Origin of the sequence: uncultured Phenylobacterium sp. (genome assembly GCF_902826855.1) — a bacterium.
Classification (GTDB): Bacteria; Pseudomonadota; Alphaproteobacteria; order Caulobacterales; family Caulobacteraceae; genus Phenylobacterium.
Map to the genome: position 1 here is coordinate 1 of NZ_CADEGK010000052.1, position 23411 is coordinate 23411.

Here is a 23411-nt window from a genome sequence, read left to right on the forward strand (position 1 = left end):
GTCATGGGGGGTTCCTTTGGCTGACGCCGCCACATGACCGCGATCCCGACCCCCGCGCGATTACCTCCCCGGTAACGGCGCGCCAGCGCCGTTGCGCTCGCGCCACTTCCGCGCCCCGTCGGACGGCCTATGTTGAGCGGCGATGCCGGCCCTGAATGTCCTCGCCCCGCCCAGCCTGCGGCATGCCGTCGTGCAACAGGTCCGCAAGCTCGTCGGCGGGACCGGTGATGACACCGTCGAGCGCAACCGCCAGGACACCGGCCTCTTCGGGCCCGACAGCGCCTGCTGGAAGGTGCACGGCGATTTCACGAGCATGATGGTGGGGGGCATCGCGGCGCTCTACCTGCAGATGCTCCACCCCGGCGCGTTGGCCGGCGTCTGGGACCACTCCGATTTCCGCACGGACATGCTGGGGCGGCTGCGCCGCACCGCGCGCTTCATCGCCGGCACGACCTATGGCGATCGCGCGGAGGCCCAGGCGCTGATCGACCATGTCCGCAGGATCCACGACCAGGTCGCGGGCGAGCTCCCCGAGGGCGTGCCCTACTCCGCCAACGACGTGGATCTGCTCACCTGGGTCCACGTCGCCGAGGTCAGTTCGTTCCTTGCAGCCTACCTCCGCTACGTCGACCCGGGCTTCCCGCCGACGGAGCAGGATCGCTACTACCGGGAATACGCCGAGGTCGCGCTGAGGCTCGGCGCGCCCGGCGTGCCCAGCTCCCGCGCGGAGGTCGCCGCCTACCTTCGCGCCACCCGTCCCAAGCTCCGATACGACCAGCGCACCCGGGCCGTCGCCGCCGCCCTGGCCGCGCAGCCCGCGCCCAGTATGGCCGCCGCGCCGGCTATGGCGGCCGCCTTCGACGCGGCGAAGGATCTGCTGCCGGATTGGGCGGCCATGCTGCACGGCTTCCGGCTGTCGGCGCCCCGCCGAGCGACCGCCCGCGCGGCGGTCAGGGCGCTGGGCCACGGCATGCGCTGGGCCCTCACCAACAGCGCCGAAGCCCGCGCCCGCCGACGCGCGGCAGAGCTTGCAATGGCGCCGCCGACGTCACCCTGACCCTGACCTGCTTGGGGCGCGGCGACCTCTCCATTCGTGGCAGCCAGTTGGCCTGCCTCTCCCGTGAGATCTATGGACGGCTGTCGTCCGACGACGCAGGTGCACGGGGGAATGGTGCTCCTGTCCCCGAATTCCCCGGAAGCCGCCGCCCGGCGGCCTGGAACAAGCACGACCGCGCGGCATTACCGGCTCAAACCAGGAGCCACCGCCTTGCCCCGCAACATCATCTACATCGTCGGCGTCGTCGTCATCGTCCTCCTCGTCCTCGGCTATTTCGGGATGAGGTAGGGCTGGCCCCGGCCGTCCGACGGACTGCGTCACCCCAAGCACCTGAACGTTGCGAAGCGGGTCGGAGCATAGACAGCTCCTCTCCCAGGCGCGCAGCGCCGTGGGAGAGGCCGGGAGAGGGCGGCGCAGGCCTTCGGCCAAAGCGCTCCGGTTGTATCAAGGTCCACGTGACCGCTGCCGAGACTTGTGCGACCGGGTCCAACGCCCTTCAATGACGGCCCGCCGCGCCGCCCTCTCCCGACCTCTCCCACGATGCGTCGCATCTGGGAGAGGGGGCGATCCTGCGGATGTCGCCACCCGGCCGGTTCCAGACATTGGCGGAGCGCTGCAGGCGCACCTCGGGACGTTTGCGCTGAGGCAGAAGCTGCCATCTGTTCAGAAGAGAAGACGTGCGCCGGCACGCTCTGAACGGCGGTTCTTCGCGCGGGCGCCCTACGTGCAGGCCAGACTAGTTCGCCGTCAGGCTGGCTGGTTGGAAGTGGTTGGTGGCGGTCATGATCAACGTGCCCGTTCCGAACTTCGCTAGCCCACCGACCACGGTGTCGAGTTGAGAGGTGGCCAGTTCGACGAGCTCCGCGTCGGCGGGAGTTTGGATTTCGGCTTGCTGGGTCATGTGCACGTCTCCGTTCGAGGCTGGATGCCTGCAAGCTCTTACGCAGCCCGGCGTCGCCTAGATATCCGGGTTAGCGCAGACCCGTTCGGCTGAAACGCCGCCTCCGCGCCTGATCGTCCAGCCAGGCCCCAGGTCCCGCCGCAAAATCTCCGCGTCATCAAAGGCTCTACCGACAGGTCCAGCCCGACCTCTCCCGACCCTCTCCCTCTCTTCGCTACGCTCGGGGGAGAGGAGGTCTAACGCGAACGCAGTGCGAAGACGTGCGCCGGCACGCTCTGCGCCATGGACTTGGCCTGAGCGGCAGGCTCGCATCTCCCATGAGATCAATGGACGGCTGTGGTCCGACGACGCAGGTCCACGGGGGAATGGTACTCCTGTTCCCGAATTCATGAGCGGCGTCGACGGGACTGAGCAGCTCGCCTGGGTTGACCCAGCGCCCTACCACAGCTCCACTGTGTGATGCGTCCACGCGTCCCGATCATTGTCGCAGCGGCCCTGTGCCTCCCGGCGCCGGCCTCGGCGCAACCGGGCCTGGAAGCGCTCCTGTCCCGGCTGCAGTCCGTTGATCCCGAGAGGACCACCCCTGCGGACTGCGACGCCCACGTCGGGAATGCGCCGCAGCTCAACGCGCCGGACCTGCTGTACGGCGCCTTTGTCTGCTACGCGGCGAAGCGGCCGGTGGAAGGCAATTTCCTTCTGACGGCGGGCCAGGTTCGGGCAATGCCGGACCTCAGGCTGCTGCCCCCGGCTTCAAAGGCCGACAGTGATGTCGCCATGGGCCTCTATGGCGTCATCTATTTCCAGGCGGGCGGCCCTGGTGACGACGACGTGCTTCGGCAGGTCGCCTCACGGGCCCGGTTCTTCGACCTCTTCGACCGCTGGACGCCCGCCTACAGCCCAGCGTACGACCCGGGCTGGCGGGGTCGCCGCCGGCCGAGTGAAGCCGCGTATCGCACCGCAATCGCCGAAGTGAAGGCGAGCCGGCGACGACAGCTTGCAGACGCTGCAACGATGTACGCCGACGCCACCTATTCGGACCTGAATCGCCGCCACAAAGATTTGCAGCGCCGCAACCCGCAGGGGTTCGTCGAAGGGACACCGAATGCGAAGGCGGCCCGTGACCTGCGCGACCTGATGCATCAGCGCGCCCTCGCGCTCGGTCTCGAAACGGTCGCCACGCCTCGACCGGAAAAGGCAACTGCCGGGCCGGACGCAGCCCTGCGTTTCCCGCCGGCCACGCCCGAAGCCAGCGAAGTTCGGGTGAGCGGCCCAGACCCCGTCGTTGAACGCTGCGCCGACCTGGCCGAAACCATGACCATCGCGAGCGAGTCCAGAATCGTGAGGGTCCTGGTCACGCGCAGCGCCCGATGGGGCGCCATTTGGCGGGCCGACCTCCAGTCGAAGCGCGGCCCGATGGAGCGGCTTACTTGCACGTCGATCAGCACCTCCTCGCGCCCCCGTGTGATGGGCTCGGAAAGCCTTGCCCCACTGCCGGAGTGACCCCGGGGGAATGGTGTTCCTGTCCCCGAATTCCCGACCATCTGAAGGTCAGCGATGATGGAAGGGCGACCATGGCGTCTTAGCGCCGGGCGCTCCTCCACCGGGCAATCGCATATCGCCAGGTGGGCGTGCCGAACTCGGGATCATCAGCGTCCAATAGTGTTGGATCGAACTTCTTCGGGAGCGGCTTGTTCTGCGCCTTTAGCTTCGCAACCACTCGCGCATCGTCAGCAGGCGAGCGGAGTAAGTACTGCGCCACGACAATCCAGCACAGCACGCCCATCGTCGAGGCGACTATGAGCCAGGTCATATACTCGTCGCCATTTCTGGACAGCGGCAGCGGCTCGACCAGGCCACGGGTCGCATCCGGCCATATCAGACCTCCCAGCGCGACCAAGATGCCAGCGGTCCCGATCACCCCCACCCGGACGGCATCTCTGATCTTAAGGTCCTGGTACTTCATGCGCCCCCCGACGCCTTGCGTTCCTTGCGGTACTAGCTTCCTGGCGCGGAGGTCCACAACGGATCGAGCCCGGCTCGCACGGTGTTTTTACTGCCTCGGTCGGCTTCAGTCATCGAGGAGCGCGGGGAAGCGGACCTTGCGACTCCGCGCTGCGTCAGAAGCTCCCGTCCGTGCGAAGACGTGCGCCGGCACGCTCTTCGCCATGGATCTCATGGCAGGCTCGCATCTCCCGTGAGGTCAATGGGCGGCTGTCGTCCGACGACGCAGGTCCACGGGGGAATGGTACTCCTGTCCCCGAATTCACAACGACTGGATCGTCCACCGCGACCGGCCGCGCGACGCTGCGGCTAGGGGGAAGCCCCGCTTCGCGCCGTCGAGCGTTGCGCCGGGATTGAAGCTCCTCCCATTGGGCTCTAGGTTCTCACTTGGGGTGCCTAGTATGCGTAAAAGACTCTTTGCTGTCGGGGCGGGCGCAGCATTGTTGGCCTTCGGGCCTTCCGCGCATGCGGCCGAATATCTGGTCAGCTTTTCCGGTGCTATATCGGCCATCAACTCTGTCAGAGACGGCGTGGTCACGCTCGGGTCACCGGGCGGTGATGTCGCGGTGGGCGATGCATTCAACCTCGACTATCGGTTCCAGACGGATGGGCTGCTACCGGACTCGCTGTTTGACGCTGACCCGTCGATCAACATCTATGTCGGCGTTCCGATCCGCGATCTGAATGTAAGCATCGCGCATGGATACCGCCTTCGCGCGGCCAGCGCCTTTTCGACCCTGCAGCTGTGGGACGATCACACCGTCGAGGCCTCGCTCCCGACCGTCGACAGTTTCAGCGCCTCACTCCTGGCATTCGCAGCCGTGGGCCAAGCCATTCCCTTCGATATGGGCACGGGCCAAGTGTCACAGCACATCAACCTATCCGCCTTTGATTTCGACGGGACGGCGCGTACGTCGGACCTGATCACTGAGGTCACGCCGTTCTCAGGATTCGACGACCGCATCATCAGCCTCGGCTTCCGGAACGTCGACACCGGCTACTACATCGACGTCCAGACAAGCATCTCAGCGGCCACTATCACCGAAGTACCTGAGCCAAGCGCCTGGGTGCTGATGGTCGCGGGATTCGGGTGCGCCGGGTGGATGCTGCGCAGCAGTGTCGCTGGAGCTAGGCGCCGGGAAACGCACGTCCGGCACGTCTCTTGAAGCAGACGTGCATCGGCACGCTCTGCGCCATGGATCTCATGGCAGGCTCGCATCTCCCGTGAGATCAATGGACGGCTCTCGTTGGACGACGCATGTCCACGTGGGAATGGTGCTCCTGTCCCCGAATTCCTGTCCCCGAATTCCAAAAGCTGAACGCTATGGGGTCGCCAGACACCGAGCGGAACATCGCCAACACGATCAGCTGGGGAGGATTCACAGCCGCGTTCCTCGTCCAATGCCTCGCCGCGATTGGCTGTGACACCATCCGCGTAACCGATTGATCGGACTCAACATACTGATCGAACAGCCAGATTTTGACTGCCCGATCAATATGTTGTATTCGTAGAGAGTGCAGTAGGCCGGATTTGAACCGACACGGGGACTATGCTTTCCAGGGCGGCCCCACCGGATTCCAAACCCGGCGCGTCTACCAATTTCGCCACTACTGCCACAGGTGGGAGGATCGGTTTCCCGACCCTCCCGGTCTATGATGGTCCCCCTACGGGGCTGCGAACCTAGGCGGGTGGTCGGACCCACCTAGGCCCGGAAGTTGGTACTAAGGCGGCTTCATTCGCCTCACCTCCTTCCTCTAGCTACAGAACAATCGGGTCGGGGCGGTCCCATAGGGGCCGCTCCGATGATTCCCCCGGGGCTTGCCCCTTGAGGTACCATTTGTACTTGCCAATGCGCTCATAGACGCCGTCGCGTTCCCCCCGACGCATCTGGTTTCCGACGCTCTTGGCGGCAATCTCCGGATGCTTTGCGGCTACGCGCTCTACGACCTCTATCACTCGAAGGCCCGGTGCCTCAGTGAGCACCTCTCTAATGGCCTCAGCCACCAGCCCGCGTGGCGCGCGGGCCTCAGCCTTGGACCGTCCCGCCAATGCTTCGCGCATTCCCTGGGCTGCTGCTGCACCAACGGCGCCAAGCGGCGATGTATAGGCGAGCTTCGGGGTGTCCGGGAGCTTGATGGTTGCCACTAGTGTTGCGGCCGCCTGCTGGAACATCTTGACCGCCGCGTCGTGCCCCGCCTGAAAGCCCGCTTCGTACCCTTCACCAAAGGCGACGTCCGCGCGGGCCTTGATGGCGGCTAGCAGATCGTCAATGTCTAGGTCTTGAAGTGCTGCGCTCATGACCGCCCCTGCTGCCCCCCGAATCGGGACTCCTGCGTCATGAGTGTCCTAGAAGATCCGGTCGAACGGGGCAATCTCAAAAGCCCCTTTTCCCCAACTTAAGTCTAAAGGGGAAACCTGTGGAAGGTATTTCGCCGAGGTCGAGGGTATCCGCCTCGGTGACTCATAGGCCTCAAGGGGCGTTTTGCCGCTAGGTGTCTTTGCGACCTAACACAGGTCTCGCTGACCAAAGAGTCCCGCCTGCTTGTTTCCCACAAGGTAACAGCCGAACTCCAGCTCTCGTCCGGGCAGCAGATGAACGACTACGGCCCCATGCACGTGTGCAAAATCACCGCGAGGCGTATCGCACGCGTTAGAGATTGATCACTTGTTCTTGCGGCGCACCGATATAGCGGAAGGCAGCAGCGCGAGCGATTCAGGCCCTGTGGGGGAGACTGGCGGATCAGGGAATCCCGAGCTCGTCTCGAAGTGACTTGTTAGAGTGGCCGCAAAGCTCTCTCCCCACTTCAGGTAAGTCTTCGAGGCCTCGCTAACGTCAAATGGTACTATAAATGCTGCTGCCAGTGTGGCGATCAGCCGGTATGTTTTTGGGAGCGGTTGAGCACCATCGCTCGAACTCGACTGGAAAACCTCCGCTGTTTTTGCCGCCAAGACAGCCGTGCGTTCGACTGCAAATTCATGCCCGAAGAACTCGATGTGAGACAGCACGGTTCTTAGTCGCTTGGCCTCCCGCGACAACGCCGCGCGAATCCAAGGGTCAACATACGTGGCGAGCTGTATCTCCTCGATTGATGCGTCGACGTCCGCGATTAACGCATCTCTCTCGCTTTTTTCGACTAGCCGTAGGGGCCGGGCAGCTCGTGCATGGGGACTGAAGCTGGCCAGGTGAGTGGTGTCGCTGACTGAGAGTCGCCCGTGGCTGTCTGACCACGGTGCGCTCTGCCCTTCGGACAAAAAGATGTGGGTCAGGCGATCTGCGGTCCCGACAACCCGTTGAGCACGTTCAACCAGGGTCGGCGAACCGCTGATGCTCCCTGCGAGCGTGTGCAGGCCGGCGACGCGCGACAGAACCGCGGAAATGAAGTCTTGGTAGGCCTCGGTTTTAGCGTCCAACCCGATAGCGGAGCTAATCACTCGCCACGTCGGTTTGTTGGTGGGCTGTGCCGCCAGTAGGACTCCAACCAGTTCGTTGAGCTCAAGGGCGAGGTCAGTAGTGTCGCTGTGCATGGGAGCCCTTCGCGCATCCAACACATAATGGAAAAGGCAAGCTGGGGTCTCGGCACTACCCCCCTCACTCCCCCGCGATCAGCGCCTCACCCGCCCCCCGCTTCGCCTGCATCCGATCAAACTCCCCCCACACGCCCTTGTCCCCATGCCACTGCCCCCGCGTGGCGGCCTTGGAGTACTCCGTGCTCCGCGCCTCGAAGAAGTTCGCGTGCTCCACGCCGCTCAGCATGCTCTGCAGCCACGGCAGCGGGTTCTCCTTCGCCCCGTACACCTCCGGCAGCCCCAGTTGCCGCAGCCGCCAATCGGCGATGAAGCGGATGTATTTCTTGATGTCTTCCGGCGTCATGCCCTGGACCTCGCCGGCCTCGAAGGCCAGGTCGATGAACTTGTCCTCAAGGCCCACCACGGTCTTGCAGCAGTCGACGATGTCGTCGCCGACGCTCTTGGTGACCGCGCCGGTCTCGGCGTTGAAGGCGTGGAAGAGCTTGATCATGCCCTCGCAGTGCAGGCTCTCGTCGCGCACGCTCCAGCTCACGATCTGGCCCATGCCCTTCATCTTGTTGTGGCGCGGGAAGTTCATCAGCATGGCGAAGCTGGCGAACAGCTGCAGCCCCTCGGTGAAGCCGCCGAACATGGCCAGCGTGCGGGCGATGTCGGCGGGGGTCTCGACCCCGAACTTCTGCATGTAGTCGTGCTTGTCGCGCATCGCCTGGAATTCCAGGAAGGCGGTGAACTCCGCGTCCGGCATGCCGATCGTCTCGAGCAGCAGGGCGTAGGCGGCGATGTGGATCGTCTCCATGTTGGAGAACGAGGCCAGCATCATCTTGATCTCGGTGGGTTTGAAGACGCGGGCGTAGCGCTCCATGTAGTTGTCGTTCACCTCGACGTCCGACTGGGTGAAGAACCGGAAGATCTGGGTGAGCAGGTTGCGCTCGCGGTCGTTCAGGTTGGTCGCCCAGTCCTTCAGGTCCTCGCCCAGCGGGATCTCCTCGGGCATCCAGTGGACCTGCTGCTGCTTCTTCCAGAAGTCGTAGGCCCACGGATAGCGGAACGGCTTGTAGGCGTGGCTGGGGGTCATGAGACCCGGCAGGGTGACGAGCTTGGACGTGGTCATGCGTACGGTCCCGGACGAATCAGGAAGCCGGCGCTTCCCGTTAAGTGAAGGGTAACCTTGCCAGCCGCCCCGCGCAGCGGGAAGTTTCACCGGCCTGTGGTCAATTGTCCTATATGTGGGGATCGATCTGTGGATAGCCACTACATCTTGTATTCCGACGCCGGTTCCGGCGGGGTCGCCGTCGAGGCCGCCCTGACCCTGATGGGCCAGCGCTACGAGGTCGTCGAGGCCCCCACCTCCGAGCCGGACGACGTGGCCGGCGGCGACCGGGTGCTGGCCGCCAACCCGCTGCGCCAGGTGCCGGCGCTGGTCCTGCCCGGCGGAGAAGTCATGACCGAGAGCGCCGCGATCCTGCTGCGGCTCGGCGAGCTGCACCCGGGCTTCGCGCCGGGGCCGGACGATCCGCGGCGGCCGGCCTTCCTGCGCTGGATGGCCTATGTCTCGGCGGCGATCTATTCGCTCTACTGGGTGAAGGACGACCCGTCCCGCCTGGTCCCCGACCCGGCCGCCCAGCCGGCGCTGGTGGCCCGCACCCTGGCGCGGATCTCCGAATGCTGGGGGATCATGGAGCGCGAGGCGGCGCCCCGCCGCTACATCCTGGGCGACGAGCTGACCGTGCTCGACCTCTACGTGACCGTGGTCTCCCGCTTCCAGCCCCGGCGCCGGCGCTTCTACGAGGTCGCCCCACGCCTGGGCGAGGTGGTCCGCCGCGTCGACGCCGACCCCCGCCTGGCCGCACTGTGGGCCGAGCGCTACCCGTTCGAGCCCGGCTGGGACCGGCTCTAGCGCCCCGGCTGGATCGAGAAGGTGAACGCCGCCAGGGTGTCGTCGCGGGTGGTCTGGCCGAACACCATGTGGCGGCCCTTCACCTCACGGTGGATGACGCCGAACGAGGACTGGACGTCGCCCTTGCGCCAGCCGACGCCGACCTGGGCGTCGCCGACCAGGGCGCCGGTCGCGTCGGTGGACCAGCCGGCGCGGCCCCAGCCCTCCGCGCCGCGCATCATGTTCAGGCCGATGGCCTGGCCGCTGGCGGCGGCGAAGACGTAGAACCGCCCGGCGTCGCCGTAGCTGGCGCCGTCGGCCACGCCCATCTCGCGCAGGCGGGCCATGGCCTGCTCGCCGCGCGGCCGCTTCCCGACGATGAGGGTCGCGCCGCCCTCGGCTTTCCCCCCGCGCGCGCCGACGCCGAAGCCGGCGTGCGGGGCGATGTCGAACTCGAAATGCTCGGAGGCGAAGCTGACCGCCCTGGGCCAGGTCCGGATCAGGGTGACGTCCAGCGGGGCGCGGTCCAGGGCGCCCGGCGCATAGAGCGGCGCGCGCAGGACCTCCGCGTAGGTGACCCGCAGCTCGAGGTCGCGGGCGGGGGCGGGGGCGAAGGCGGCCGCTTTCAGGCTGAGCGCGGCGGTGAGGTCAGGAGCGGGCGTCTGCGCGGCGGCGGGGCCCGCGCAGCTCAGCGTAACGGCGAACAAGGCCGCCCAACGCATGAGTGTCTCCTGTTGCCGAGGGTCCCGCGGGACCGCTGGCGCCATCAGACCCCGCGCGGATTGCAGCGCCGTTAACGCTGCGACCGTTTCTGACGCAGCCGGCCGCTACCCTACTGGCAGGCCCCCCTTACTGGCAGGCCAGGCATTCTTCGTAGTCGGTCTTGCCCTCGCCATGGACCACCGCCGCCAGGGCCTCTTCGCCCGCGTGGCTCGCCCGCTGCACGGACTTCGACCGCAGGTAGTACAACGACTTGCACCCCCGCTCCCAGGCCGTCCAGTGGAGCATGTGCAGGTCCCACTTATCGACGTCGCCGGCCAGGAAGATGTTGACCGACTGGCTCTGGCAGATGTCCGGCGTCCGGTCCGCCGCCAGCTCGACGACCCACCGCTGGTCGATCTCGAACGCGGTCTTGAAGACGTCCTTGTCGTCCTGGCTCAGGAAGTCGAGGTGCTGCACCGAGCCCTCGTTCTGCAGGATCGAGTCCCACGTGGCCGCGGTGTTCTGGCCGGCGGCGTCCAGCACCTTGGCCAGGAAGGGGTTCTTGACCGCGAAGGTGCCGCTCAGCGTCTTGTGGCTGTAGATGTTGGCCGGGATCGGCTCGATGCCGGCGCTGGCGCCGCCGCAGATGATCGAGATCGAGGCGGTCGGCGCGATGGCCAGCTTGTGGGAGAACCGCTCCATGATCCCGCGCTCGGCGGCGTCGGGGCAGGGGCCACGCTCGGCGGCCAGCTTGCGGGACGCCGCGTCGCACTGGCGGCGCAGGGTCTTGAACAGGCGCATGTTCCACGACTTGGCCATGGCGCTCTCGAACGGCACGTTCTGGCTCTGCAGGAACGAATGGAAGCCCATCAGGCCCAGGCCCACCGAGCGCTCGCGCTTGGCGGCGTAGACGGCGTTCTTCATCTCCGGCGGCGCGCGGGTGATGAAGTCCTCCAGGACGTTGTCGAGGAAGCGCATGACGTCCTCGATGAAGGTCGGGTGGTCGCGCCACTCCAGGAAGGTCTCGGCGTTGACCGAGGAGAGGCAGCAGACGGCGGTGCGCTCCACCCCCTGATGGTCCTTGCCGGTGTGCAGCATGATCTCGGAGCACAGGTTCGACTGGCGCACGCTGAGGCCCAGCTCCCGCTGATGCTGCGGCATCATCCGGTTCACGGTGTCGGAGAAGATAAGGTAGGGCTCGCCCGTCTGCAGGCGGATCTCCAGGATCTTTTGCCAGAGCGATCGCGCGTCGACCTCTCGGACGACCGCGTTGTCCTTGGGCGAGCGCAGGCCGAACATGGCGCCGTCGCGGACGGCTTCCATGAACTCGTCGGTGATCGAGATGCCGTGGTGCAGGTTCAGCGACTTGCGGTTGAAGTCGCCCGACGGCTTTCGGATCTCAAGGAACTCCTCGATCTCCGGATGGTGGATGTCGAGGTACACCGCGGCCGAACCGCGGCGCAGCGACCCCTGGCTGATCGCCAGCGTCAGCGAATCCATCACCCGGATGAAGGGGATGATGCCGCTGGTCTGGCCGGCGCCCTTCACCTTCTCGCCGATGGAGCGGACGCCGCCCCAGTAGGTGCCGATACCGCCGCCGTTCGAGGCCAAGTGGACGTTCTCGTTCCAGACGCCCTGGATGCCTTCGAGGCTGTCCGGCACCGCGTTCAGGAAGCAGGAGATCGGCAGGCCGCGCCCGGCCCCGCCGTTCGAGAGCACCGGCGTCGAGGGCATGAACCACAGTTGCGAGATGTAGTCGTAGACCCGCTGCGCATGATCGGCGTCGTCGGCATAGGCCGTGGCGACGCGGGCGAACATGTCCTGGTAGCTTTCGCCCGGGAGCAGGTAGCGATCCTCCAGCGTGGTCTTGCCGAAGTCGGTCAGCAGCGCGTCGCGCGAGCGGTCGACCTCGACCTTTCGGACCAGCTGCAGCTGTGGCCGCGCCTGTGCAACCCGCTCAGAAACTTCGGCAATCCCAACTTTCGCCGCTTCGCTCATCTATCCCACCTAAGCCCCCGAAGAAGGCGTATCCGCCCTCGTCTCTCTACATGTAGTGGTCCAACCCCCGAACCACTCCACATATGGGGCACTGGTCGCCGTGACTCGTCAATGAGGCGGCGACCCCGCACACAGACTTTTTCGCTAACAAGACCCTAACGCGCACCCCGCCGCTCTCGGAGCCGGCAGATTAACGACGGGCCGATTCACGACACTGTGAACACCTACCCCCTCAAGGGCCAAACCATCGCGATGAGCGTCGTTCCAACGACGAGCACGATGAGCGTGAGCGGCGCGCCGAGCCGAGGGTAGTCGATGAAGCGGTAGCCGCCCGGCGCCATGACCAGGGTATTGCACTGGTGGCCGATGGGGGTGAGGAAGTCGCAGGCCGCGCCCATGGCCACGGCCATCAGGAACGGGTCGGGCCGCAGGCCGAGCAGGGTCGCGAGACTCGCCCCGATCGGCGCCACGATCAGCACGGTCGCGGCGTTGTTTAGGAAGGGCGTGGCCGCCATCGCAACGGCCATCACCGCGGCGAGGGCCAATATGGGCGGCTGGCCCTGGAATACATCGGCCAGGGTCTGGGCGATCAGGTCCGCCCCTCCGGTGGAGCGGATCGCGTCACTGACCGGGATCAGCGCTGCGATCAGCACCAACAGAGGGCCATCTAACGCGCTGTAGGCCTCCCGCATACGAATAGACCCGATCACCACCATCAGCACCGCTGCGCCGAAGAAGGCGATCGCCACAGGGGCGACCTTTACGGCGACGAGCACCATCGCCACGGCCAGAATGACGGCAGGCGCCAAGGCGTGGCGAAAGCTGCCGAGCCGCACGTCCCGTTCGGCCAGCGGCATAACACCGAGGGTCTTCAACGCGCCGGGCAGCGAGCGCTCGGCTCCTTGAAGAACCAGGACATCGCCGGCTCGAAGCTTGAGCGTGCGCAGGGGGTTGGCGACGCGGTAGCCGCTGCGGCTGACCGCCAGCAGTTTCACGCCGTGCGTCGAATGCAGGTCCTCCTGGCGCGCTGAGCGGCCGATCAGCAGCGAGGCGGGGCCAACGACGGCCTCGACCAGGCGGACCTCCTCGGTCGGTTCCTCCATGGCGATCGGGCGATCTGCCCGGGTGAGCTTCAGCTTCAGCCGTGCAATCAGGTCGTCGAGCGCCTGGTGGTCGCCTTCGAGCAGCAGGGTGTCGCCGGGGCGCAGTCTGGTATTCGCATGCGGGGACGATTGCCGCTTGCCGTTGCGCAGCAGCGCCAGCACCGAGACCTCGCCATGGGCGAGTTTGCCGAGCTTGCTGACCGTCATGCGCGCCGGGTCCCAGTCGTCGGGCACCTGCGCCTCGGTGACGTAGGGATTGGCGGCGAGCGCTGCGTCCATGGTCTCGGGCGTCGTGCGCGAGGCCGGCAGCAGCCGATAGGCGAAAACCAGGAAGACCAGGCCAACGGCCGTCACCCCCAGCCCCACCGGCGCGTAGTCGTACATCTCGAAGGGTTTGCCCAGGATGTCCTGGCGGACCTGGGAAACGATGATGTTGGGCGATGTCCCGACCAGGGTGACCGTGCCGCCCAGAAGCGCACCGAAGGACATGGGCATCAGGAGGCGCGAGGGCGATGTCCCGGTGCGCTTCGCTACGGCGAGCGCGATGGGCATCATGATCGCCAGCGCGCCGACGTTCTTGGTGACCATCGAGAGCACGGTCACCGCGCCGGCAAACAGCATCACCTGGGAGGTGGCGCTCTTCAGGTGCGGGATCAGCGGGCGAAGCACGATCTCCACGATCCCCGACTTGGCGAAGGCGGCGCTGACCACCAGGGCGCAGGCGATGATGACGGTGATGTCGTTCTTGAAGCCGTCGAAGGCTTGTTTGGCCGGGACGATGTTCAGGGTCACACCGGCCAGCAGCGCCAGGACGGCGATGACGTCATAGCGCCACCGGCCCCAGATGAAGGCGGCGATGGTGACGCCCATCAGCCCGAAGGCCAGGGCCTGCTGCGGTGTCAATGCTTGTCCCTCGACCTGTCTCCGGTCGTACAACGCAAGCCGGGCCGTTTCGGCTGCGGCCGGCCGGCCGGACAGACGTTCCCGGAGGACTTGTCAGGCGTCCAGGTTCAGCAGCGCCGGGTCGCCCCCCTGGGCGGCGATGTTGACGCTCACGGCGCGTTCAACGGCGTAGCGCAGCAGGGCGTGCGGGCCGCCGGCCTTGGGTCCGGTGCCGGAGAGGCCTTCGCCGCCGAAGGGCTGCACGCCGACCACCGCACCGATCATCGAGCGGTTGACGTAGGCGTTGCCGGCCGGAACCGCGCGCATGACGTCCTCGGCGAAGGCCTCGATGCGGCTATGGACGCCCAAGGTCAGGCCGTAGCGGGCCTGGACCAGGGGCGCTGCGGCTTCGGCTAGCTTGGCCGGGTCATAGCGCACGACGTGCAGGATGGGACCGAACACCTCGCGATCGAGGAAGGCGGCGCTCGGGATCTCGGCCAGGGTGGGCGCGAAGAAGTGGCCCCTGGCTGGAACCTCAAGGCGCTCCAGCACCCTGGCCTCGTCGACCAGCCGCTGGACGTGGCGCTCAAGCGCGCGCCTGGCGTCCTCGTCGATCACCGGGCCGATATCGGTGCGCGGGTCGGCGGGGTCACCCACCATCAGCGTCCGCATGGCGCCGCGCAGCCCGTCGATCAGCAGGTCAGCCGTGTCGTGGGGGACGAACAGGATACGCAGCGCCGAGCAGCGCTGGCCGGCCGAGCCGAACCCGGAGATCAGGACATCGTCGATCACCTGTTCGCGCAGCGCCGTCGTGTCGACGAACATCGCGTTCAGCCCGCCGGTCTCGGCGATGAACGGTACGATGGGCCCATGGCGCGCCGCCAGGGTGCGGTTGATCGCCCAGGCGGTCTCCGTGCCGCCGGTGAAGGCGACTCCGTCGCACCCTGGATGGGCGACGAGGGCCTGGCCGACCGTGGCGCCGTCGCCGGGGAGCAGGTGCAGCAGCTCGGGGGGGACGCCGGCCGAGTGGAACAGCTTCACGGCCTCGGCCGCGACGATCGGGGTCTGCTCGGCCGGCTTGGCCAGCACCCCGTTGCCGGCCGCCAGCGCGGCGGCGATCTGTCCGGTGAAGATGGCCAGCGGGAAGTTCCACGGGCTGATGCAGACGAAGACGCCCCGCCCATGCAGCGTGAGCTGGTTGGTCTCGCCGACCGGGCCGCGTAGGGTCTCGGCGCCGGCGAACTGGCGCTCGGCCAGGTGGGCGTAGTAGCGGCAGAAGTCGGCGGCCTCGCGCACCTCCGCCACCGCGTCGGCCAGGGTCTTGCCGGCCTCGCGCACGCAAATGGCGACCAGACGGTCCCGGGCGGCTTCCAACGCGTCGCCCATGGCGCGGAGCACCCTGGCGCGGCCCTCGCCGCCGCGGTCGTCCCAGTCCGGCTGTGCGGCCTTGGCGGCGGCGAAGGCGGCGTCGATGTCGGCAGGGGGCGTGGTCCAGACCCTTCCGATGACACGCGTGAGATCGGCCGGTGAGACGGCCGGCTGGCCAGCGCCGTCCCTATGCAGCCGGCCACCGAGGATATTCCCCCCTTCCAGGGGCTCGGCATCCAATCGCCCGATGGCCGCGGACAGCGCCTCCCGTTCCTCGGAGATCGAGAGGTCGACCCCTTGCGAATTCTTCCGGCTCGGCCCGTAGATGTCGCGGGGCAGCGGGATACGGGGATGTGGCCCGGCGCCGGCCGCCTCCACCGCGCTCATCGGATCGACCACCACCCTGCCGATGGGGGTCTTCTCGTCGAGCAGGGCATGGACGAAGGAGGTGTTGGCCCCGTTCTCCAGCAGGCGGCGCACCAGGTAGGGCAGCAGGTCCTCGTGGCTGCCGACCGGGGCGTAGACCCGCAGCGGGAACTCGCCATAGCGCTCTGCGGCCGCACCGTAGAGCGCCTCGCCCATCCCGTGGAGGCGCTGGAACTCGGGCGACAGGCCCATCTGGTTGGCCATCAGGCGCACAGCCGCCAGGCTGTGGGCGTTGTGGGTGGCGAACTGGCCGTAAAGGTGCGGTGTGGCGCTCAGCAGCGCGCGGGCGCAGACCAGGTAGGAGACGTCGGTGGCGGCCTTGGTGGTGTAGACGGGGTAACCCGCGAGGCCCGCCACCTGGGCGCGCTTGATCTCCGAGTCCCAGTAAGCGCCCTTGACCAGCCGAACCATGAGCCGTCGTCCGCTGGACCGCGCGATCGCGGCCGCCGCCTCGACCGTTTGCGGGCCGCGCTTCTGGTAGGCCTGCACGGCGAGGCCGAGGCCGCGCCAGCCGCCTAAGCGGGGCTCGCGGGCCAACCGGTCCAGCAGATCCAGGGAGATCACCAGGCGATCCGCTTCCTCGGCGTCCAGGGTGAGGTTGATGTCGCCGGCAGCGGCCATCGTCGCCAAGCGCACGATCCGCGGATAGAGGTCCGAGAACACCCGCTCCTGCAGCCGCGCTTCGTAGCGCGGCGACAGCGCCGACAGCTTCACCGAGATCCCGTGACCGCGCTCGGGACCATGCCCCTTGGACTGCCCGGCCACCGCGCGGATCGCCTCGCCGTAAGCCGCCTCATAGCGGTCCGCATCGGTATCGGTGCGGGCGCCCTCGCCCAGCATATCGAAGGAACAGGTGAAGCCGTCGGCGGCGGCGCGGCGGATGGCCCTGTCGATGGTCGCGCCCAGGACGAACTGCTCACCCATGATGCGCACGGCGGCGCTCACCGCGCGGCGGATCACCGGCTCGCCCAGCCGCCCCGCCAGGCGCCTTATGAACCCCGGCAGGTCGGCGCGGGCATCATCGTCCGGGTCGATCAGCCTGCCGGTGAGCATCAGACTCCAGGTCGAGGCGTTGACGAGGATGGAGTCGGAGCGTCCGGCGTGGCTGGCCCAGTCGGCCGAGGCGATCTTCTCGGCGATCAGGCGGTCGCGGGTCTCCTCGTCGGGCGTGCGCAGCAGCGCCTCGGCCAGGCACATCAGCGCCAGGCCTTCGCGGGTGGAGAGGCTGAACTCCTGCAGGAAGCTCTCGACCACGCCCTGGCGCCTGGCGTTGGCGCGGGCGGCGCGCACCAGGGCCTCGGCCTCGGTGCGGACAGCCTCACGGTCCTGCTGGCTCAGCGGCTTGGCGGCCAGGGCGGCGGCGAGCGCCTGGCGTTCGTCTGCAAACTTTGACCGGTCCAGGTGCTCGAAGACCATGCTCGCGCCTCAGGTTGGGCGGTGAATGGTGGTTCCTTGCCGCAAAGGCAAGCTCGGCGCCGTGTCCCTGCCTGAAAGGGGAGGGAGATAACGCGGCGCCTGGCCCCTCAAAGAAGAAGCCCGGCCTTTCGGCCGGGCTTCGAACTCATTGCCGTTCAGGATCGAGATCAGAAGTTGATGTCGATCGTCGAGCGGCGGTTCAGCGGTTCCTTGACGCCGTCGCCGGTGGCGACCGCAGGCATGGTCTCGCCCTTCCAGTCGACCGACAGGTTGGTCGAGTCGATGCCCGAGCCGACCAGGGCGTCGGCCACGGCCTTCGCACGGCGCTCAGACAGGCGGACGTTATAGGCCAACGAACCGGAGGTGTCGGCGTGGCCCACCACCACCACGCGGGTGGCGTTGCCGGACTTGGCGTAGTTGGCCGCGTCGCTGATCACGGCCTGCGCTTCCGGCGTGATCACGTACTGATCGAACGGGAAGTAGACGATGAACTGCCTGGCCTCGTAGGCCGCGGCCGGCGGCGGAGGCGGCGGGGGCGCCGGCTCAGGCGGGGGCGGCGGGGGCGGGGGCGGGGGCGGCGGCGGCGGAGGCGGAGGAGCCGCGAAAACGTAGCGCAGGCCCAGTGTGACCGACTGGTCCTTGTACTCGCCGCTGAACACGCCCGGTTGCAGAGCGCCGGAGCCGGCCGAGTCGATATCCACGTCCGAGCCGCCGAGGTAGCGGTACGTCAGGTCGACGCGCAGCTGGTCCGTGGCCTTCCAGGCCAGACCGGCGAGAACCTGATACGCCAGCACCGTGTCGTCGTCGTCGATCACCAGGTTCTGGATGGCCGGGTTAGCCGCGGTAATGGCGCCCGTGACATTCGAGAACTGGCCGGTCGCATCGACCTTGAGGTGGTTGATGCCGATACCGGCGCCGATGAACGGGCTGATCGCGGAGTCGGGCAGGATGTCGAAGATCACGTTGCCCATCACGGTCCAGGCCTCGACGTCGCCGTCGGGCTTGCCGCAGGCCGACGATGCGGCGGTACGGATCACACCGGGGGTGCAGAGGCCGATCACCGACTGCGGGGCGTTGCCGCGAATGGAGTCGATGTCACCGCTGCGGTAACCGACTTCCAGCTCGACGCGCCAGTTGGGGTTCAACTGGTAGCCGAGGCGAGCAAACCCGGCCCAATCGTCTTCCTGGTTGAATTCCCAGGCGTAGGGCGCGCCATTGGCCGCGTTGTTCGACGACTTCATGTCGAATTCGGTTGGCCAGTGGTAGCCGAGATCGACGGCGCCGTACCAGCCTTCTTGTGCAGCCGCGCCGGTCGCGACGCACGCCGCGGCCATTGCGGCTCCGGCCAGGAGTTTCAACTTCATAGTGAGAGCCCTCTTGTTGCCCTAGGTGCTGCGGCCGTTTGACCCGGACGCGGTTATAACAAGGCAGACACGCTGCGAAAGTGTCTTGAAGACACACTCGCGTCGTAATCTCGCCAGCGTTGATCAAGCTCTGCCAGGACGCGAACCCGAGGTCTCAGCGCGATCGGCCGGGCCTTGAGGTCGTATTCCAGCAAAACGTGCGCTCCTGACGGGCCCGATTGGGCCCGAAAGGGTTGCGATCTCATGTACTGCACCAGCGCGAACCTGCGGAGGTGGGCGCCGCGGCGCTGTCCACTTCTGGCGGAAGCGCTTGGCGTTGCTTGTAAAGTGGCGACGTCGCCGCAACCCCCGCACGCGACGTCGAATTCGCTGTGGCGGCCGCTCGAGAGCGCTTGTGTAGATGTCATGCGCCTCCCCGAGCTCAGGCGGATCGTTCCCGTATGGCTGTCGAACGATCAAAGCCACGCTTAGTTCCAGGCCGATGAATGCGGCACGACGAAATTTTTGCGCCGCACTTTTGGCGCCATTCAGACGCCACGTTCGCGCTGGAAGCGCCGGGCCCGGCCGCCGAGGGATTCCGGACGGTTGAGGGCGGCGCGAAACTCGTCGCGGCGTTCGTGGATTGAGGCGATGACGAGGCCCATCGGCACGCCGATCTCCACCAGGACCGCTTCCGAGAGCTGCAGGCTGGCCTCCATGGTTTCCGGCACCGCGTCGGTAGCGCCCAGTTCGTAGAGGCGGTGGGCGTGGCGGGCGTCGCGGGCGCGGGCGACGATGGTCAGCGTGGGGCGCAGCGCCCGGGCCACCGCCACGATCGCCTCGACGCCCTCCGCATCGTCCATGGTCACCACCAGGGCCGGGGCGTCAGCGAGGCCGCATCGCATCAGGAAATCCTCCCGCGAGGCGTCGCCGAAGTAGATCGACTTGCCGGCCCGGCGGCCCTGGTCGACGAGCCTGGACTCCCGGTCGGCGGCCACCCAGGGGATGTCGTGGCGCGAGAGCATGTCGCCCACCAATCGCCCGACGCGTCCGTAGCCGACCACAAGCACCCGCGGCTGGGTTTCCGCGTCGCCCGGCTCCGGAGGCAGCTCCAGCGGCTGAACCCGACGGCCGCCAAGCCGCAGGCCCAGCATGGCCAGCAACGGAATCGAGAACATCGACAGGGTCGCGGCCACGAGGACGGTTTCGCCCACCTCGCGCGCCACGTGCCCCTGCGACATCGCCTGGCCCAGAATCACGAAGGCGAACTCTCCCGCCCCGGCGAGGAGCAGCGCCGCCTCGATGGCGCTTCGGCTCTTCAGGCGGAAGCTCCGCGCCAGCAGGAAGATCACTGCGCTGTTGGCGACCAGCAACCCCACCGCGGAGCCCACGATCAGCAGCGGCCGCTCCAGAAGCAGCGGCACGTTAAGGCCGATGCCCACGGAGACGAAGAACAGGCCCAGCAGCAAGCCCTTGAACGGCTCGATCACGACCTCGACTTCGTGGCGGAACTCGGTCTCGGCCAGCAGCAAGCCGGCGATGAAGGCGCCGAGCGCCATGGAAAGTCCGGTGAGCGCGCTGACCAGGCCCGCGCCGATGACGACCAGAAGACAGGCCGCGACGAACAGCTCCTCGCTCTTCGCCCTCGCCACCGAGCGCAGCATCGGCCGCAGCAGCAGGCGCCCGAAGGCGAACAGGGCGGCGATGCCCAAGACGGCGGGCAGGAAGGTGAGCAGCGGATTCAGCACCACCGCGCCTTCGGCCTGGGGCCGCAGCAGCGTCAGCGTCACCAGGATCGGCGCCACCGCGAGATCCTGGAACAGCAGCACCGAGAATGTCGCACGTCCCGCCAGCGAGTGCTGGCGCTTCTGCTCGGAGAGGATCGGCATGACGATGGCCGTGGAGGACAGCGCCAGCGCCGCGCCGATGGCCACCGCGGCCAGCGGCGGCTGTCCGAAGGCGAACGCGGCGCCGCCCGACACGCCGAGGCACACGGCGACCTGCAGCCCGCCCAAGCCGAAAACATAGCGCCGGAGGCTCTTCAACCGCTCCCACGACAGCTCCAGGCCGATCATGAACAGGAGGAAGACCACGCCGAACTCGGCGAGCTGAGCCACCTCGTCGGGGTTGTCGATGGTGAAGGCGGAGAGCCAGCGAACCTCTTGAGCCAGGGCGCCCAGACCGTAGGGCCCCAGCACCACACCGGCGCCCAGGAACCCCAGAATGGGGCTGATGCGCCACCGCCGAAACAGCGGAACCACCACCCCCGCAGTCAATAGGAACAGAACCACGTCCTTGTAAGCGCCGGGTTCGACGTGGCCTTCCATCATCTCTCCGAATGTTCGAGCCCGGCCACTATGGCGTATGCGGACGACTTGCGGAATCCCGCGAACCGTTTAGGACGCCGAGCGTGGGACGAGCCGTGCAACCTGCCGCGGGAATGCGCGCCGAGCGCCGGGCGATGATCGCCTTGGTGGCGGTGTTCGCCCTGCTGGTGCAGGCCCTGATTCCGGCCATCGCCAGCGCCGCGCCCGCTTCCTCCGGCGACCAGGTGATCTGCACCAGCCACGGCCTGATGTCGGTCACGTTGGACGACACCGCGCCGGCCGGTGGCGCAGACTCCGCACCCTGTGATCATTGCGTCTGTCCGCCTGTCGCCGCCGCGCCGCCCGTCAGCCTCGCGCCGGCCGTCGCCATCGCCTACGCCCGCGCCGCCGAGCCGGGGGTGGACGACCGTGACCTGCCGCCCCCCGCCCGCGCGCCGCCCCGGCCGCCCGGCCAGGGACCCCCGACCTCCAACGCCTGATCGACGCCGCCGGCGCGCCAGCCAGCGCGCCCGTCAATCCGTGCTCGGAGCCCAATCATGTACTGTTCCAAGCGGGCCCTGTGGCTCGCCGCCTCGGTCCTGGCCGTAGCCGCCGAGGCCGCCGCCGAAGAATCCCGCCCGCCCGTCGTCGTCGATTCGGTGATCGTCACCGCCGCCCGCAACCCGGAGGACCCGCCGGTTGTCGGCGATGCGCGCAAGCGGCTCTCCGAGACGCCGGGCGCGGTTTCGGTGATCTCTGCGGAGTCCTACGACAAGCGCTTCGCCATCGCGCTCGACGACATGCTGCGCGATGCGCCAGGGGTCTACTCCCAGCGCAAGTGGGGCGGCGACATCCGCATCTCGATCCGCGGCTCCGGCATCGGCAACGCCAATCACAACCGCGGCCTGCTGATCGCGCAGGACGGGCTGCCGCTGAACGAGGCGGACGGCTATGGCGACAGCCAGTCGATCGATCCGCTGATCGCGCGTTTCACCGAGGTCTATCGCGGCGGCAACGCCTTGCGCTTCGGCGGCGCCCTGCTGGGGGGCGCGATCAACGTCGTGACGCCGACGGGCCGCGATGCCGGCTATGACAACCTCGTCCGCATCGACGGCGGCAGCTACGGCATGCTGCGCGAGCACGCCGCCGTGGCCCGGACGCTCGGCGACTGGGACGTGTTCGCAGCCGCCACCAACCAGACCGGGCAGGGCTACCGGCCGCAGAGCCAGCAGAACCTGCAGTTCGGCGTCCTCAACGTGGGCCGCAGCTTCGGCGAGGACCGCGAGGTCCGGCTGATCGTGAACGGCTGGAACCTCAACCAGGAAATCCCGGGCGCGCTTACGCTGGCCCAGTTCCGCAGCGACCCGCGCCAGGCGGCGCCCGCGAACTACGCCAACGACCAGGGCCGCAACCAGCGCGGCCTGCGCGGATCGCTGCGCACCAGCTGGCGGCTGAACGAGGCCGCGATCCTGGAGGCCGGCGTCTATGCGGTATGGAAGGACCTGGATCACCCGATCTTCCAGGTCATCGACCAGCAGAGTCGCAACTACGCCGCGTTCGTCCGGCTGGACTGGCAAGGCGAGCTCGGCGGAAAGCGCGCCGACGCCTTCGCAGGGGCCTGGCTGCGCACCGGCGACCTGGACTCCAACTTCTATGTGAACGTCCGCGGAGCTCGTGGCGGCCCGACCTCCCGCACCCAACAGAATGCCGACGCCGCCGATGTCTTCGGCGAGGGCCGCCTTTTCGTGACCGACCGGCTGGCGCTGGTGGCCGGAGCGACCTGGGGCATGGCCGATCGTGACTTCAAGAGCTTTGCGATCCCGGGGCAGCCGGCGACCTTCAACCTGACGGCGTCCAAGGACTACGACTGGATCGCGCCCCGCGTCGGGCTGCTGTGGGAAAGCGACGCCGGCGCCCAGGTGTTCGCCAACGTCACCAAGTCCGTCGAGCCGCCCAACCACAGCTCGCTGTCACCCAGCGGGATCGGCTTTGCGCCGGTTCGGGCGCAGCGGGCCTGGACCGCCGAGCTCGGCACACGGGGCCGGAGCGGCGCGTTCATCTGGGACTTGACGGTCTACCGCGCCTGGCTGGACCGGGAGCTGCTGCAGTTCACGGTTGGACCGAACATCCCGGCGTCCACCTTCAACGCCGATAGGACGGTCCACCAGGGCGTCGAGGCGGCGCTGGACTGGACCCTCACCGAGGGCCTGCGCCTGCGCCAGACCTACACATTCTCCGATTTCAAATTCGACGGCGACGCGCAGTACGGCGACAATCGCCTGCCCATCGTGCCGAAGCACTTCTACCGGGCGGAGCTTCGGTACGACGCTCCCGCTGGGTGGTTCATCGCGCCGTCGGTGGAATGGTCCGCCTCGAATATCCAGGTCGACTACCGCAACACGACCCAGGCGTCGTCGTACGCCGTCTTCAACCTGAACGCCGGCTTCGCGGTCAACGATCGGATCTCGCTGTTCCTCGACATCCGCAACCTGGCGGACAAGGA

At 67.5% G+C, this 23411-nt stretch carries 19 protein-coding genes and 1 tRNA gene; 8 read left to right on the top strand and 12 right to left on the bottom strand.

Translation table 11 applies throughout. From position 1 onward, the window contains the following. Positions 1–142: 142 nt before the first annotated feature. Together QZV94_RS09385 and QZV94_RS09390 are read left to right on the top strand one after the other, a co-directional pair. Positions 143–1057, top strand: a complete 915-nt coding sequence (locus tag QZV94_RS09385; protein WP_293677559.1) for an oxygenase MpaB family protein — start codon at positions 143–145, stop codon at positions 1055–1057. A 111-nt stretch (positions 1058–1168) separates the two neighbouring features. Continuing rightward, positions 1169–1345, top strand: a complete 177-nt coding sequence (locus QZV94_RS09390; protein ID WP_293677560.1) for a hypothetical protein — start codon at positions 1169–1171, stop codon at positions 1343–1345. Positions 1346–1793: 448 nt separating this feature from the next. On the opposite strand, the gene QZV94_RS09395 is transcribed toward QZV94_RS09390, so the two are convergent. Then, positions 1794–1958: a hypothetical protein gene (locus QZV94_RS09395; RefSeq protein ID WP_293677561.1), complete on the bottom strand. Its 165-nt coding sequence runs from the start codon at positions 1956–1958 to the stop codon at positions 1794–1796. 678 nt (positions 1959–2636) lie between these two features. Here QZV94_RS09395 and QZV94_RS09400 point away from each other — a divergent pair. Next, positions 2637–3458: a hypothetical protein gene (locus tag QZV94_RS09400; protein WP_293677562.1), complete on the top strand. Its 822-nt coding sequence runs from the start codon at positions 2637–2639 to the stop codon at positions 3456–3458. 79 nt (positions 3459–3537) lie between these two features. On the opposite strand, the gene QZV94_RS09405 is transcribed toward QZV94_RS09400, so the two are convergent. Beyond that, positions 3538–3921 (bottom strand): hypothetical protein, encoded by a 384-nt coding sequence (locus tag QZV94_RS09405; RefSeq protein ID WP_293677563.1) that lies wholly within the window; start codon positions 3919–3921, stop codon positions 3538–3540. Positions 3922–4360: 439 nt separating this feature from the next. Between QZV94_RS09405 and QZV94_RS09410 the strand changes: the two genes are divergently transcribed. Continuing rightward, positions 4361–5125, top strand: a complete 765-nt coding sequence (locus tag QZV94_RS09410) for a hypothetical protein (protein WP_293677564.1) — start codon at positions 4361–4363, stop codon at positions 5123–5125. 92 nt (positions 5126–5217) lie between these two features. Beyond that, positions 5218–5406, top strand: coding sequence for a DUF6471 domain-containing protein (locus QZV94_RS25125; RefSeq protein WP_367254292.1), 189 nt, complete (start codon positions 5218–5220; stop codon positions 5404–5406). A 69-nt stretch (positions 5407–5475) separates the two neighbouring features. On the opposite strand, the gene QZV94_RS09415 is transcribed toward QZV94_RS25125, so the two are convergent. The 4 genes from QZV94_RS09415 to QZV94_RS09430 all read right to left on the bottom strand — a co-directional run bounded on the left by QZV94_RS09415 (position 5476) and on the right by QZV94_RS09430 (position 8599). Then, positions 5476–5574: transfer RNA gene (locus tag QZV94_RS09415), tRNA-Pro, on the bottom strand. A 144-nt stretch (positions 5575–5718) separates the two neighbouring features. Then, positions 5719–6258: a hypothetical protein gene (locus QZV94_RS09420; RefSeq protein ID WP_293677565.1), complete on the bottom strand. Its 540-nt coding sequence runs from the start codon at positions 6256–6258 to the stop codon at positions 5719–5721. Between the two features lie 363 nt (positions 6259–6621). Continuing rightward, positions 6622–7485, bottom strand: coding sequence for a hypothetical protein (locus QZV94_RS09425; RefSeq protein WP_293677566.1), 864 nt, complete (start codon positions 7483–7485; stop codon positions 6622–6624). A gap of 64 nt (positions 7486–7549) precedes the next feature. Next, positions 7550–8599, bottom strand: coding sequence for a ribonucleotide-diphosphate reductase subunit beta (locus QZV94_RS09430; RefSeq protein WP_293677567.1), 1050 nt, complete (start codon positions 8597–8599; stop codon positions 7550–7552). 147 nt (positions 8600–8746) lie between these two features. Between QZV94_RS09430 and QZV94_RS09435 the strand changes: the two genes are divergently transcribed. Further along, positions 8747–9385: a glutathione S-transferase family protein gene (locus QZV94_RS09435; protein WP_293677568.1), complete on the top strand. Its 639-nt coding sequence runs from the start codon at positions 8747–8749 to the stop codon at positions 9383–9385. On the opposite strand, the gene QZV94_RS09440 is transcribed toward QZV94_RS09435, so the two are convergent. The 6 genes from QZV94_RS09440 to QZV94_RS09465 all read right to left on the bottom strand — a co-directional run bounded on the left by QZV94_RS09440 (position 9382) and on the right by QZV94_RS09465 (position 20929). Next, the gene (locus QZV94_RS09440; protein ID WP_293677569.1) at positions 9382–10086 is read right to left on the bottom strand and encodes a lipid A-modifier LpxR family protein; all 705 of its coding nucleotides are present in this window, start codon (positions 10084–10086) and stop codon (positions 9382–9384) included. The two genes, QZV94_RS09435 and QZV94_RS09440, sit on opposite strands and share 4 nt — an antisense overlap. Positions 10087–10213: 127 nt before the next feature. Then, entirely contained in the window at positions 10214–12064 is a 1851-nt protein-coding gene (locus QZV94_RS09445) for a ribonucleoside-diphosphate reductase subunit alpha (protein ID WP_293677570.1), read from the bottom strand. Between the two features lie 224 nt (positions 12065–12288). Next, positions 12289–14070, bottom strand: a complete 1782-nt coding sequence (locus QZV94_RS09450) for an SLC13 family permease (protein ID WP_293677571.1) — start codon at positions 14068–14070, stop codon at positions 12289–12291. Between the two features lie 93 nt (positions 14071–14163). Beyond that, on the bottom strand, positions 14164–17259 hold the full coding sequence (gene putA / locus QZV94_RS09455; RefSeq protein WP_293677572.1) for a bifunctional proline dehydrogenase/L-glutamate gamma-semialdehyde dehydrogenase PutA: 3096 nt from the start codon (positions 17257–17259) through the stop codon (positions 14164–14166). A 167-nt stretch (positions 17260–17426) separates the two neighbouring features. After that, positions 17427–18623, bottom strand: coding sequence for an OmpA family protein (locus QZV94_RS09460; RefSeq protein WP_293677573.1), 1197 nt, complete (start codon positions 18621–18623; stop codon positions 17427–17429). A gap of 527 nt (positions 18624–19150) precedes the next feature. After that, entirely contained in the window at positions 19151–20929 is a 1779-nt protein-coding gene (locus QZV94_RS09465; RefSeq protein ID WP_293677576.1) for a cation:proton antiporter, read from the bottom strand. Positions 20930–21042: 113 nt separating this feature from the next. Here QZV94_RS09465 and QZV94_RS09470 point away from each other — a divergent pair, with 113 nt between their 5' ends. Both QZV94_RS09470 and QZV94_RS09475 read left to right on the top strand, forming a co-directional pair. After that, entirely contained in the window at positions 21043–21408 is a 366-nt protein-coding gene (locus tag QZV94_RS09470) for a DUF2946 family protein (RefSeq protein WP_293677574.1), read from the top strand. A 57-nt stretch (positions 21409–21465) separates the two neighbouring features. Beyond that, a partial coding sequence (locus QZV94_RS09475) for a TonB-dependent receptor (protein WP_293677575.1) occupies positions 21466–23411 on the top strand: 1946 nt, incomplete at its 3' end.